10 protein-coding genes are annotated in these 14086 nt (G+C 62.3%); 6 read left to right on the forward strand and 4 right to left on the reverse strand.

Going from position 1 to position 14086, the window contains the following annotated elements; translation table 11 throughout:
* Positions 1 to 44 precede the first annotated feature (44 nt).
* Positions 45 to 695: a hypothetical protein gene (locus tag G410_RS0108505; RefSeq protein ID WP_022673230.1), complete on the forward strand. Its 651-nt coding sequence runs from the start codon at positions 45 to 47 to the stop codon at positions 693 to 695.
* 65 nt (positions 696 to 760) lie between these two features.
* On the opposite strand, the gene G410_RS0108510 is transcribed toward G410_RS0108505, so the two are convergent.
* Entirely contained in the window at positions 761 to 2065 is a 1305-nt protein-coding gene (locus tag G410_RS0108510) for a hemolysin family protein (protein ID WP_028971247.1), read from the reverse strand.
* Positions 2066 to 2212: 147 nt separating this feature from the next.
* On the opposite strand from G410_RS0108510, the gene G410_RS0108515 reads away from it, so the two are divergent.
* The gene (locus G410_RS0108515) at positions 2213 to 2905 is read left to right on the forward strand and encodes a YiaD family glycine zipper/OmpA-like lipoprotein (RefSeq protein ID WP_022673232.1); all 693 of its coding nucleotides are present in this window, start codon (positions 2213 to 2215) and stop codon (positions 2903 to 2905) included.
* 60 nt (positions 2906 to 2965) lie between these two features.
* Here the strand turns inward: G410_RS0108515 and G410_RS0108520 are convergent, their stop codons facing one another.
* Complete coding sequence (locus G410_RS0108520; RefSeq protein WP_022673233.1) at positions 2966 to 4183, reverse strand: FAD-dependent monooxygenase; 1218 nt, start codon at positions 4181 to 4183, stop codon at positions 2966 to 2968.
* 125 nt (positions 4184 to 4308) lie between these two features.
* On the opposite strand from G410_RS0108520, the gene G410_RS0108525 reads away from it, so the two are divergent.
* The 4 genes from G410_RS0108525 to ribA all read left to right on the forward strand — a co-directional run bounded on the left by G410_RS0108525 (position 4309) and on the right by ribA (position 9535).
* On the forward strand, positions 4309 to 6648 hold the full coding sequence (locus tag G410_RS0108525) for a DNA translocase FtsK (RefSeq protein WP_022673234.1): 2340 nt from the start codon (positions 4309 to 4311) through the stop codon (positions 6646 to 6648).
* A gap of 106 nt (positions 6649 to 6754) precedes the next feature.
* Positions 6755 to 7390 (forward strand): LolA family protein, encoded by a 636-nt coding sequence (locus G410_RS0108530; RefSeq protein ID WP_022673235.1) that lies wholly within the window; start codon positions 6755 to 6757, stop codon positions 7388 to 7390.
* A 295-nt stretch (positions 7391 to 7685) separates the two neighbouring features.
* Complete coding sequence (gene xth, locus G410_RS0108535; protein WP_022673236.1) at positions 7686 to 8480, forward strand: exodeoxyribonuclease III; 795 nt, start codon at positions 7686 to 7688, stop codon at positions 8478 to 8480.
* A complete protein-coding gene (gene ribA, locus G410_RS0108540) occupies positions 8477 to 9535 on the forward strand; it encodes a GTP cyclohydrolase II (protein ID WP_022673237.1) in 1059 nt (352 codons plus the stop codon). Before xth ends, ribA begins: the two co-directional genes overlap by 4 nt.
* A gap of 26 nt (positions 9536 to 9561) precedes the next feature.
* On the opposite strand, the gene G410_RS0108545 is transcribed toward ribA, so the two are convergent.
* A complete protein-coding gene (locus G410_RS0108545; RefSeq protein WP_022673238.1) occupies positions 9562 to 12318 on the reverse strand; it encodes a [protein-PII] uridylyltransferase in 2757 nt (918 codons plus the stop codon).
* A gap of 58 nt (positions 12319 to 12376) precedes the next feature.
* Entirely contained in the window at positions 12377 to 14080 is a 1704-nt protein-coding gene (locus G410_RS0108550) for a class I adenylate-forming enzyme family protein (protein WP_022673239.1), read from the reverse strand.
* Positions 14081 to 14086: the final 6 nt, after the last annotated feature.

A 14086-nucleotide genomic window follows, 5' to 3' on the forward strand; every position in this document is an offset into this window, starting at 1 on the left:
CGCGCTATTGCCGCGAACAACAATGATTTTCAGGGGCCTGCTTCATGCTGCACTTCTTCGTAGAATATGCCATTTTCTTCGTCATCATCGTGGCAATTGCCGCGATCATTCTGCTGTTCTTCTCCACGCGCCGCAAATCATCCGGCGCGCATCTGGATGTTGCCCATGACCATGCCGCGCATGAGGGCGGTGACGTGCTGTCGCATGAGACGGCAGACATGTCCGGCACGACCGAGGTCGTTGCTGACGACGAAACGCCTGCGCCGGACGTCGCGGATGTGCCAGTGGAGCCAAAGGCACAGGATGTACCCGTAACCGCAACGCCGGCAGCGGTCCCGGCGCCAGCAGCCGCGCCAGCACCGGTGGCAGAAACAACGCCCCCTGCCGCGCCCACGCCGGCTCCAGCGCCCGCCCCGGCCCCAGCCGCACCGGTCACGACATCCTCAGAAGGCAGCGACGATCTTTTGCAGCTGAAAGGTGTCGGCCCCAAGCTCAATGACCGCCTCAAGGAATTGGGCATCACCAGCTATGCACAGATTGCTGGCTGGAGCGACGCCGATGTCGCGCGCATCGACGACCAGCTGGGCACGTTCAAGGGCCGGATCCAGCGGGACAACTGGATCGACCAGGCCCAGCTGCTGAACGCTGGCGACAAGGCCGGGTTCGAAGCTAAATATGGGTCGCTCGGCAAATAAGCCGCGCCAAACGATCAATCGGACAAGAGCATGAAAAAGGGCGGCGTCGGTGACGCCGCCCTTTCTTATTCCATCAGGCTGACCAGCAGCTTGTCGATCTTGCGGCCATCCATGTCGATAACCTCGAACCGCCAGCCCTGATCCTCGAAAATCTCGCCCTCTTCGGGCAGATGGCGCAGAATGTAGAGCGCATGACCGGCGGCCGTGGCATAATCCCGGTCTTCCGGCAGATCGATATCCAGCCGTTCGGCAAGGCTGTCAGCAGGCAGGGCGCCGGACACCAGCAAGCTGCCGTCCTTGCGCTCGATGATCGACGGGGTGTCACCATCCTCCTTGTCGGACTCGAACTCTCCGGCAATGCTGCTGAGCAGATCGTTGGGCGTCACGATCCCTTCGAAATGCCCATATTCGTCATGCACCAGCACCATCGGCACCTCGGCCTTGCGCAGGATTTCCAGTGCATCCATGGCATCCAGCTGATCGGGCACGATTTCGGCGCGGCGCATCAGCTGTCGCAGATCGATCGGCTGCCCCCGGAACTGCGCAGATACGATATCGCGCGCCTGAACGACGCCCAGGATATTATCGATGGATTCCTCCGCCACCGGCAGGCGGGTATGCGACGATTCCAGCAATTTCGACCGCACATCGGCTGCGGTGGCGTTGGCCGGCAGCCAATCGATATCCGTGCGCGGGGTCATCACCTCGCGCACCGGGCGATCGGCCAGGCGCACCACGCCGCTGATGACGGCGCGCTCATGTTCCTCGATCACGCCGGACTGATGGGCTTCGGCAAAGATCATCTGCAGCTCTTCCGCCGACAGCGCCTTGCGCGAATCGCGCCGCAAACCGATCATGCGGAAGATCAACGCACTGCTGTTGTCGAGCAGCCACACGATGGGCGCGGTCAGCCGGGCCAGCCATTCCATCGGCAGCGCGATGATCGCTGCGAACTTCTCCGGCGCCACCAGGGCGATCTGCTTGGGCACCAGCTCGCCGATCACCAGGGAAAGATAGGTCGTGATCCCGATCACCGCGCCGAAGCCCAGTGTCTGGGCCAATTCCGGATCGACCCCCAAAAGGATTATCCTTTCGGCCACCGGCCCGCCCAGGCTGGCGCCGGAATAGGCACCGTTGATAATACCGATCAGGGTTATGCCGATCTGAACCGTCGACAGGAACTTGCCGGGATCGTTGCTGAGACGGACGGCCGCCTTCGCCCCCTTGCTGCCGCGATCGGCCAGACTGGAAAGGCGGTTCCGGCTGGCCGAGACAATCGCCAGCTCGCTCATCGCGAAGACGCCGTTCAGCAACACTAGCGCAAGAATGATCGCCAGGTCAGACCAGGGAAAGGGGGTCATGGAAGTCATTGCGTATCTGGAACCATTTTTCGGAGCTTCCGTTTCCTGCCTGCAACATTTGCTCAACCAGCCGTGATCACGGACATATTTCTGTTCGTCTCGACCGACACAATGGCCCCGGCAGATCGTTTGTCGAAGCAATTCAGGAGATCGAAGATGAAACTCAACCGTTCCCACGCCTTCATTGCCACCGCATCGGCGGCTGCGCTAACGCTTTCCGCCTGCGTAACCAACCCCAATACCGGCGAAAAGGAATTTGCTTATCGTTCCGCCATCGGTGCTGGCGTCGGCGCGCTGGGCGGCTATCTGCTCGGCGATCTGGTTGGTGGCCGCAACGACCGCACGGCCAAGATCATCGGTGCCGGCCTTGGTGCCGTGGCTGGTGGCGGCGTCGGCCTCTACATGGACAAGCAGGAACAAAAGCTGCGCGAGCAGACCGCCGGCACCGGCGTGGACGTGATTCGCGACGGTGACAATCTGGTTTTGGATCTGCCCAGCTCGATCACCTTCGCGGTCGACAGCTCCAATATCGACGCGCAGTTCCGCAACACGCTGAGCCAGGTGGCGACCACGCTGAACGAATATCCCAATACCTATATCGATGTTCTGGGCCACACCGATTCCACCGGCAGCGACAGCTACAATCAGGCGTTGTCCGAGCGCCGGGCAGACGCGGTGGCGAGCTATCTCAGCACGCAGGGCGTGACCCGCGCGCGCATGGCCACCCTGGGTTATGGCGAAAGCCAGCCGAAGGCGAGCAACGCGACCGAGGAAGGCCGGGCTGCCAATCGCCGCGTGGAAATCCGCATCACGCCAGTGACGCAGCAGGATGTAAACGCCGTTCGCTGATCCCCTCAGCAAGCACAGGCATGTACGCCGCCCGGCTTCGATCGGGCGGCGTTTTTTGTTTCAGACCGGGATACCTTGCAGAAGCTTGGGCATGGCACCGCTCGTGCCGCGGGCTTCATCCATGAAAAAGCCCTGCAACGGCTTGGCACGCGCCACCAGCCCCATGCCGAACCGGCGCACGGCGGACGCTGGCTTGCCCGGGATACCGAACAGGCGGTTGAGTCCGTCCGTCGCCATCGCCACCATCAACGTATCGAGGCCGCGCCAGCGCTCATACCGCGCCAGCAGCTGCGCATCGCCCGGGTCCATCCCCAGGCGCATGCCATCGACCAGCACTTCGGTGAGCGCCGCAACATCGCGAAAGCCAAGATTGAGACCTTGCCCGGCAATCGGATGTATCCCGTGGCCGGCATCGCCGATCAACACGATACGCTGGTCGGTCACTCGGGCGCTGTGATGAAAACCGAGTGGATAGCTGCTGCGCGGTGCGGCCATGCTGATAGTGCCCAGCGCGCCGCCGCTGGCCTTATCCAGCTCGGCCGCGAAACCGCGATCCGACAGCTTCATGTAACCCGGTGCCTGGTCACGAGGAACGGACCAGACAATGGCCGAGCGATGACGGCCATCGTCCGAATCCAGCATCGGCAGCAGGGCAAAAGGCCCCGTGCTGTAAAAGATTTCATAGGCCACGTTATCGTGCGGCTTCTCATGATAGACCGCGCTGACCATGGCGCTGTGATCATATTGCCAGCGCGCCGGGGTGATCCCCAGCTGTTCACGCGTTTCGCTGCCGCGCCCCTCCGCCGCGATCAGAAGCGGTGCGGCCAGCACCGATCCATCGGCCAGCTCAACCTGCGCGGTGCCGCCATCGAACCGACGCGCAACGACATCCTGCCCCAGATGCAGCGTAATCCGATCGCTGGCCTTTGCCGAATCGAAGAGGGTGCGGCGCAACAGATGATTCTCGTACATGGTGCCCAGCGCATCGCCGGGCCGTTCAGACTGGAAATCGAGGCCGCCGGGCCGCAGATGGTCGAGCACCTTGATCGTCTCAATGGCGCAGCCCGTGCCCGTCAGATGCGGGCCAAGGCCGATCGCCTCCAGCATCGCCATGCTCGAACTTGATATGGCCGAGGTGCGGCCGTCGAAGCCACGTGTCGCCATGGCTTCCGGATCGAAGCGCTCGACGACATGGGTGGCCACGCCCTGCGCCGCCAGAGCCAGCGCCTGCGTCAGGCCGATCAGCCCGCCACCCAATATGATTGCCGCTTCCGCCATGCTCGTCTCCCGCCTGGAACCTAGCCCATCATGTAATCCCTTCACCATCGAGTGCAATTGCCGCGGTGCTTGACGCGGACTCTTCCGCTGGCGCAAAAGAGCGGCTTCAAAAGGGGAACAGACACATGGCGAGCCGGGCGGGAAAGCCGAAAGAGGCCGAATGGCAGGTGCTGATGCGCGCCAGCATTGCGCGCTCGGCGGGGCTGATCGGTGCCGCTCTGCTGGCCCTGTTCACCACCATCTATACCATTTCGCTGCTGAGCTATTCGGCGGCCGACAATGCTTTCAATACGGATGCCGCAGGCGCGCCGCATAACTGGTTCGGCCAGACCGGGGCCTTTTTGGCCGATGGGGTGCTGACCGTTTTTGGCATCGCCGCGATCTTTCTGGCGCCCTTGGGGGCCGTTATCACCCGGCGTTTGTGGCGGGATGTGCCCCAGCCCAACTGGCTGCGCCAGATCCTGCTCTGTCTGCTCGGTATCCTGCTGACGGCTTTTGCCATCGGCTATGCAGGCCGCGCAGCCGAAGTCGGCTTGCCGGCAGGCTGGGGCGGTGTGCCTTCGCTGCTGCTCAACAACGGGGCGGAGCTGTTGATCGGCATGACTGGCGAGGGCTGGCATGGCTTTTTGCGGTTCCTGCTGATCGCTGCCACCTTACTGACCGGACTGACCTGCGTGGTGCTATCGCTTGAGCTGGACCGTCCGTTACTGCGCATCCCCTCGGTCAAATTTCCGACGCTGCGCCGCGCCATGCGCGATGACGGCGATGAGGACGAGGCCACAGCGGACGCGCTGGTGCGCGAGCGCGCGCCGGACGAGGCGACACCGCCGATCTCCCCTGCCGCGCCGCGCCCGCAGGTAAAACCGGACGACCGGCCACCGCCGGAAATTGCCGATCGCAAATTGTCCCCCGCCAAGGCCACCCTCACCAATGCGCGGCAGGGTGATTTCTTCGGGCCTTATTCGCTGCCATCGGTCGATCTGCTCGATCCGCCACCGCCCAATGAAGCGCCCAAGCTCGACAAGGCGGCGTTGGAACGCAATGCGCGCCTGCTGGAATCCGTGCTGGAGGATTTCCGGGTGCATGGCGAGATCAAGGCGGTGCGTCCCGGTCCTGTCGTGACGATGTACGAGCTGGACCCCGCGCCGGGTACTAAGGCGGCGCGCGTCGTGTCGCTGGCCGAGGATATTGCCCGCAACATGTCCGCGCTGTCGGCGCGCGTTTCCACCGTGCCGGGGCGGGCCATTCTGGGCATCGAACTGCCGAACAAGACGCGCGAGGCGGTGGTTCTGCAGGAAATGATCCAGTCCAGCGCCTTTGCCGAGCAATCCGGCAATCTGCCGATCATATTGGGCAAGAATATTTCCGGCGATCCCGTGGTGGCCGATCTGTCCCCCATGCCGCATCTGCTGGTGGCCGGCACCACCGGGTCCGGCAAGTCGGTGGGCCTGAACTGCATGATCCTGTCGCTGCTGTACCGGCTGACCCCGGACCAGTGCCGCATGATCATGATCGATCCAAAGATGCTGGAACTCAGCACCTATGACGATATCCCGCATCTCCTCTCCCCCGTGGTGACCGAGCCGGCCAAGGCTGTCCGGGCGCTGAAATGGGCGGTGGAGCAGATGGAGGACCGCTATCGCATGATGGCAAGCCTGTCCGTCCGAAATCTCGCCAATTTCAACGAAAAGGTGCGCGCCGCCAAGGCCAAGGGCGCGCCGCTCGGCCGCAAGGTCCAGATCGGATATGATCCGGCGACCGGACAGCCGGAATATGAGGAAGAGCAGCTGGAATATGAGGAGATGCCGCAGATTGTCGTAATCGTCGACGAGCTGGCGGATCTGATGATGACCGCGGGCAAGGAAGTCGAGTTCCTGATCCAGCGGCTGGCGCAGAAGGCGCGCGCGGCGGGCATTCACCTGATCATGGCCACGCAGCGCCCGTCGGTCGATGTCATCACCGGCGTGATCAAGGCCAATCTGCCGACCCGCATCAGCTTCCATGTCACCTCGAAGATCGATTCGCGCACCATCCTGGGCGAACAGGGTGCCGAACAGCTGCTGGGCAAGGGCGACATGCTGTATATGGCCGGTGGCAAGCAGGTGACGCGTATCCACGGCCCGTTCGTGTCCGATGACGAAGTGCGCCGCGTGGCCGATCACTGGCGTGCTCAGGGCCAGCCGGACTATATCCAGTCGGTGACCGAAGAGCCGGAAGATGGTGGCTTCGCGCTCGATGGCATCGGACCGGAAGACAGCGCTGAGGATGCGCAATATCGCAAGGCCTGCCAGCTGGTGTTCGAAAGCCAGAAAGCCTCGACCAGCTGGCTGCAGCGGCAGTTGCGTGTGGGCTATAACAGCGCTGCGCGGTTGATCGAACGTATGGAAGATGAAGGCCTGGTGTCCGCGCCCAATCATGTCGGTCGCCGTGAAGTCCTGCGGGATGCCTTCGGGGAACAGGGCTGACGCCAAGACGCACGCATGCCGATGAACGGGAACCGGCGGCAGGGTTCAGTCGATATTCAATGCCTCTGGCCCATTACCAATCTCCAATAATAGCAGGAGTTCTCCCATGGTTCGCAAAATGATTGCCTTTGCCGCCGCCGCCGCGATGGCACCGATGGCGGTGAGCCTGGCCCCCGCAGCCGTCGCTGCACCCGCGTCCAGCCCCGATCTGCAGAAGGTCGGCGCGCATCTGAAGGCGGCCAACACCATGACCGCCGATTTTACGCAGAGCGACCGCGCCGGTCAGACCCTCACCGGCAAACTGACGCTCAAGCGACCGGGACGCATCCGTTTCCAGTATCAGAAGGGTGTGCCGCTGCTCATCGTGGCGGACGGCAAAGCGCTCACCATGATCGATTATGAGGTCAATCAGGTGCAACGCTGGCCGATCGCTAACAGTCCGCTGTCCGCGTTGCTTGATCCCGACAACAATCTCGCCAAGTTCGGCAAGGTGATCGACACCGGCAATGGGAATGTCGTGCGCGTCGATGTGAAGGATCCGAAGCATCCGGAATATGGGCTGCTGAGCATGATCTTCGTGCGTAACGCTGCTGCACCCGGCGGTCTGAAGCTCGACAGCTGGGTAGCGCTGGATTCGCAGAACAACCGCACCACGGTCCGGCTGCGCAACCAGAAGTTCAACGCGCCGGTATCGGACAACAGTTTCCGCTGGAACGACCCGCGCAAGAAATCCCGCCGATAGAGCGTGCGCCATATGCCACAGGTGGTGGAAGAAGTGCATCGATGACCGGATCGTTCATTCTGCGCTCATCTGATTGGCGGTAGAAAGTGCTTACAGAGGCAGTCGGTCGAGCGGGTTCCCCCCTGTTGCCCGTTTCCTTATCGGCTGTTTCTGACAAAGCGTGACGAACGCAAGCTTGGCCCCCATCCCTTTTTGCCCCCGGGATGGGGGTTTTGCTTTGTGCGCCGCCCGCCTTGCCTGGCGCCCATGCTTTTCCGCTCTTGGGTTTTGGCGGACGCTCACCTAAGTCGGCATCATGCCAGACAGCATCAGCATCGCCTCGTGGAACATCAACAGCGTGCGCGCCCGCATGGACAGCGTGGAACGCTTCCTGCGGGATGAGGCGCCGGACATCCTTTGCCTGCAAGAGACCAAGGTGGTCGACGATCAGTTCCCCGCAGCGCCGTTCAGGGCATTGGGCTATGATCACATCATGCTCCACGGCCAGCCGATGCATCACGGCGTCTGCATCATCAGCAAAATCCCCCTCACCCAGGACGATCGGCTCGACTGGCAGAACAATGGCGAAGCGCGCCATCTGGGCGTGCGTCTGCCCAATGGCTGGCGGCTGGAGAATGTCTATGTGCCCGCTGGCGGCGATATACCGGACCGCGAGGAAAACCCGAAATTCGGCCAGAAGCTCGATTTTCTGGAGCGAATGATCGCCTGGTCCGGTTCGCTGGAGCACCCGACGATCCTCACCGGCGATTTCAATGTTGCGCCGCTGGAAAGCGACGTCTGGAGCCACAAACAGCTGTTGAAGGTGGTCAGCCACACTCCGATCGAGGTGGAGACACTGGACCGCCTGAAGGCTGCAGGCAACTGGGTCGACCTCGGTCGGCACTTCCATGCCGCGCCCGAGCGTCTGTATACCTGGTGGAGCTACCGCGCGCGGGACTATGCGAAATCGGATCGGGGGCGGCGACTGGACCATATGTGGGTGACGCAAGACCTGAAGGACCATGCCGCGACGCATCAGGTGCATGAATCGTGCCGTGGCTGGGAGCGGCCGTCCGATCATATCCCCATCGTCACGGAATTTCGCCTTTGAGCGAGGCTGGACAGGGCCGCCGTGCGGCCAGCGCCATCGATGCGCTGCGCCGGGGCTGGTCGGTGCGCGTGACCGGCGGCGACGGCGGTGGCTATGTGGTGCGTGCCGTGGAGACCCTGTTCGAGGGCGCGATCAGCGCCGATGCCTGCCTGCTGATATCGGCCGAACGCGCCGAAACCCTGAAGATCACCAATCAGCGTGCGGCGGCGCAGGCCAGCCTGCCGGTGCTGATCCGGACGCCGGAAACGCTCACCCCGGTCAGCGCCCTGGCCGTGGCCGATCCCGCGCTGGATCTTGCAAACCCCTTCAAGGGCCCCTTTACCGCCCTGCCGCTGGACCATCCCGCCGCCGCGGCTGGCGCCATCGATTTGACCCGGTTCGCCGGGCTTCTGCCGGCCGTCCTGATTGAGCCGGATGGGACGGCTGACGTCGACACGACCAAAGCAGATATCGCCGCCTATCGTGATCCTGGCAGCCTGCGCATTGCCGCACGCGCGGCGCTGCCGGTGGCCGATGCGCCAGACAGCCAGATCGTCGTCTTCCGCGCCGAATCTGATGCACGGGAGCATGTTGCGCTCATCGTCGGAGCGCGGGGCAACGAACCCCCGCTGGTTCGGCTGCACAGCGAATGCCTGACCGGCGATGTGTTCGGCTCGCTCAAATGCGATTGCGGCCCGCAGCTTCATGAGGCTGTGCACCGGATGGAGGGCGCCGGTTGGGGCATCCTGCTATATCTGCGGCAGGAGGGCCGCGGCATCGGCCTGGTCAACAAGCTGCGTGCCTATAATCTGCAGGATCAGGGATTCGACACGGTGGATGCCAATCGCCGCCTCGGCTTTGCCGACGACATGCGCGATTTTGCCGTCGCCGCACGCATGTTGACCTTGCTCGACGTCGATCGGGTGCGGCTGCTTACCAACAATCCGAAAAAGGTCATGGGTCTGGAGCAGGCGGGCATAGCTGTGGAGGAGCGCTTGCCGATCAAGATTTCGGCCAATGCGTTCAACCTGCGATATCTCGACACCAAGCGGGACCGGTCGGGCCACCAGCTGTAAGACCGCAAGGGCGTGGGCAGCGGCGCTCAGGCGACCTGCAGCGCTTCGTCCAGTTCGCCCTTCGCCGCCTCGAGCAACCGCCCTTCCAATGTCTTCAGGCGCTGCGGCCCCGTGATCTTGTCGCCAAGCAAGTCGGTGACATAGAATGTATCCACCGCGCGCTCGCCATAGGTCATGATATGGGCGCTCCGGATTACGGCCTTGGAGCGAAAAAGAGCCTGGGCAAGGCTGTTGAGCAGCGCCGGGCGGTCCCGGGCATTGACCTCAATCACCGTGAAACGGTTGGACGCGTCATTGTCGCTGACAACGAACGGCGCGACCACGAAAGCGTCGGCGCGCGCAAATGGCATCGGCCGTTGTTCCAGCTGCGCCGCCATCCGCGCCCGGCTGGTCAGCGCTTCGACGATTGCCTCTCGCAGGCGCTGGATCTGGCCTTCATCGCGGAACGGACGGCCATGAGGGTCCTGCACCAGAAAATTATCCATCGCCATGCCATCGGTCGTGGTGTGTACCCGCGCGTCGATCACCGAGGCGCCGGCCAGATGAATGGCGCCGACGATCCGGTAGAACAGGCCAGCATGATCGGCTGCATAGACCGATATGAGCGTCGCCCCCCGCTCCGGATAGAAACAGGCGTCGATCGATAGCGGCGCATCGCCTGCGGCCAGCAGATCGCGCGCGTTGCGCAGGACGATGTCGTCCGGCTCGGCGATCCAATAGGCATCGGGAAACCGGTCGGCCAGTTCGTCGAACGCGGCGTCGGAGATATCCAGCGCGCCGCGCAGGGCAGCCTTGCTGTCCTCAATTCGCTCGGCACGCCCGTGCGCCTTGTGGCCCAGCCGCATCAATTCTTCGGCGGACGTATAAAGATCTCCCAAAAGCTGGCGTTTCCAGCTGTTCCAGACACCCGGACCGACAGCGCGAATATCGACAATGGTCAGCAGGATAAGCAGCTTCAGGCGCTCGACCGACTGCACCTGATCGGTAAAGTCCGCGATGGTCTTGTAATCCGCCAGATCGCGCTTGAACGCCGTCGCGCTCATCAAAAGATGATAGCGCACCAGCCAGCTGACCAGTTCTGTTTCGGATTCGCCGAGACCCAGACGCGGGCATAGTTTCAAGGCGATCTCCGCCCCCAGAACACTATGGTCCCCGCCGCGCCCTTTGGCGATATCATGCAGCAGGGTTGCCACATACAGCACGCGCCGGTGCTTGAGCTTCGGCAACATGTCCGTTGCCAGCGGGTGATCGTCCGCCAGTCTGCCGCTCTCGATGTCGGACAGCAGGCCAATGGCCCGAATCGTATGCTCATCCACGGTATAATGATGATACATGTCGAACTGCATCTGCGCCACGACCCTGCCGAATTCCGGCACGAACCGGCCGAACACCGTCGCTTCGTTCATCCACCGCAGCACCTTGGCGGGATCGCGCGGGGAACTCAGTACGCTGAGGAACAGGTCGTTGGCGCGCGGATCCTTGCGCACCTCATGATTGATGCTTTTGGCATCGCGCCGTGCCGCGCGCATTGCCAGAGGATGCACTTCGTAGCCGAACCGGTCCGCCAGCGAAAACATCTCGATCAGCCGCACCGGATCATCTTGGAAGAAAGCATCATCCGGAATAGCGATGCGGTCCTGATCCAGCTGAAAACCATTGAGTTTTTTCAGCAATTTCGGGCGACGCGTGAAGCGGTGATGCAAGCGCTTGGCCTGCGCTTCTTCCAGATGGCTGAGAAACAGGCCGGTAAGATCGCCCACCGTCTTGGCGTTGGTGAAATAGAATTTCATGAACCGCTCGACCGATGATGCGCCCGCCCGGTCGCCATAGCCCATGCGCTCGGCCACCTCCCGCTGCAGATCGAAGGTCAGCCGGTCTTCCGGACGATTGGTGATGGTGTGCAGATGACAGCGCACCGCCCAGAGGAAATTCTCGGCGCGGCGGAATTTGCGATATTCGCTGCGCGTGAATAGCCCCTTGGCCACCAGTTCGACACCGCGCTGGACGCGGTACATATATTTGCCGATCCAGTAGAGCGTCTGAAGATCCCGCAGGCCGCCCTTGCCTTCCTTTACATTGGGCTCGACCACGTAACGGCTGTCGCCCATGCGCCGATGGCGTTCGTCCCGCTCCTCGATCTTTTGCGCGATGAAATTCGGCACGGTGCCCGCCACCACATCATTCCAGAAACGCGACGCGGCTTCATCATAGAGCGCGCGGTCTCCCCAGATGAACCGCGCCTCCAGCAAGGACGTGCGGATCGTGATATCGTCACGCGCCAGCTTCACCATTTCATCGAGCGAGCGACTGGAATGCCCGACCTTCAGGCCGAGGTCCCAGAGCAGGTACAGCACCGCCTCCACCACCTGCTCGGTCCAGCCGGTCCGTTTGTACGGCGTGATAAAGGCAAGATCGACATCGCTGTGCGACGCCATTTCCCCGCGCCCATAGCCGCCGACGGCATGAAGCGAGAGCCGCTCGCTGCGCGAGGCATTGCCGATAGGATGGAGATGGCCGGTGACATAATCATAGATCAACCGGATCAGCTGATCGATCAGATGCGCCTGTTCCGCCGCGCGGCGGTGCCCCTCGGTCGGCTCGGCTTCCAGGCGACTGGCTATTTCCGCCCGGCCATCCGCCAACGCCTTCTGAAGAAGCGTGCGGATGGCCGGGCGTGCGTCCGAGCCATCATGCTCGGCAATGATCGTGTCGATCGTCTCCGCCAGCGCGCGGCGGTTGATGATGGCCCGTTGACCGTCGAATTTGTCGCGTAGAGGCTTCATAGGCCCGATATGGGTTGCATGCTGCGCAATCTCAAACGATCCGACCGTCCGTCTTAGCTCAAGCGGCCTTGGCGGCTACCTTGGCGTTATATTCGCTGCGCAGCGTCTTGCGATCGATCTTCTGCGTGCCGAGACGCGGCAGCGGCCCATCGGCCTGCCAGATAAAGGCGGGCACCTTGAACTTGGCCAAACGCTCGCCAAGAAACGCCTTCAGATTGTCGGGCGATAGATCGGCCTCTTCACGCGCCAGATAGATCATGCCGACGACTTCGCCATAATGATCGTCCTGAATTCCGAAGACCGACAGCTCGACCACGTCGTCATGTTCGTAGGCGGCCGCCTCCACCTCGGTGCAGGCAATATTTTCACCGCCCCGGATGATGATGTCCTTCTTGCGATCGACAATATAAAGGTAGCCGTCCGGATCGACATAACCGATGTCACCGGTGCGGAAGAAAAGATCATCGGTATACGCCTCCCGCGTCGCCTCTTCATTGTTCCAATAGCCTTCGAAATTGGCGACCGATCGAATGCAGATTTCGCCGCGGTCGCCCTGCGGAAGATGGTTGCCGTCATCGTCCAGAATGGCCAGCTCAACCACCGGCGGCGTCGGCGTGCCCGTGCTTTCGGGTTTTTCGATATAATTGTCGGAAAAGTTCGCGCAGCCCACGCCATTGGTTTCGGTCAGGCCATAACCCAGACCAGGCCCACCATCCTTCATCATCGCCTTGATCTTGCTGACATGCTCGGTCGGCCGCGGCGCACCACCGGCCGCCATCACCGTGCAGCTGGACAGATCATAATCATCGCGCTTGGGATGGGTCGCCAGCTCAATGCTCATGAGCGGCACGCCGGTGAAATAGGTTATCCGTTCGCGCTCTATAAGGCGCATTGCCTCCTCCGCATCCCATTTGCGCATCAGCACCAGCTTGCGGCCAAGGGCAAAGCCTTGCAGCAGCATCGGCACTTCCGCGGTGACGTGGAACAGCGGCACGTTCATCAAGGTGCTGGGCGGATATTTGGGCGCCTCACCACGCGCCGTGGCCAGTTGCAGCAGGACGAGCGTGGCGCCGACATAGTTCATGGTGGCCTGCACCACGGCCCGGTGGGTGGACCAGGCCCCCTTGGAACGACCGGTAGAGCCGGATGTGAAGAGGATCGTCGCCTTGTCATCGCCCGTCAGCACCGGCAGCGGCATTTCCGCAGCCGCGCCGCCGATAAGGTCCGCAAACGCCTCCAGTGGCGGCTTGGCATTGTCGTAAACGAACAGTTCGGTGCGGCCGATATCATGCCCTTCCAAACGGGCGGCGCGCTTGGGATCTGCCAGCACCAGCTTGCAGTCGACCAACGCAATCGCCTCGGCAAATTCGCTGCCCTGCCACCAGCCGTTGAGCAGGGTTGCCACGCCCCCGGCCATTAGAATGCCCATATAGGCCACCACCCAGTTGGCGGAATTGCGCGCGCCGATGCCGACGCGGTCGCCAACTTCGATGCCTTTGTTCGCGATCAGACCGCCTGCCAATGTCCGCGCCGCAGCATAGGCTTCGCCAAAGGTCATGCGTAGATCGCCATCGACCAGAAACTCGGCATCTTTATTCTGATTGCAGAAATGGCCGATATAGTCCGCCAGCGTTGCGGGCGCTCTCGCGATGGTTGGAAGCGCCACGCCGTTTTTCACGAAATCCTGCGTTTCGAGCATGCCCCCAGGTTGGGACATCCCCTCGAAAGCGGCTTCGATCTGGCGGTCCAGTTCACTGGGCATTGCAAT

The sequence above is a fragment of the Novosphingopyxis baekryungensis DSM 16222 genome, from assembly GCF_000420305.1.
GTDB lineage: Bacteria > Pseudomonadota > Alphaproteobacteria > Sphingomonadales > Sphingomonadaceae > Novosphingopyxis > Novosphingopyxis baekryungensis.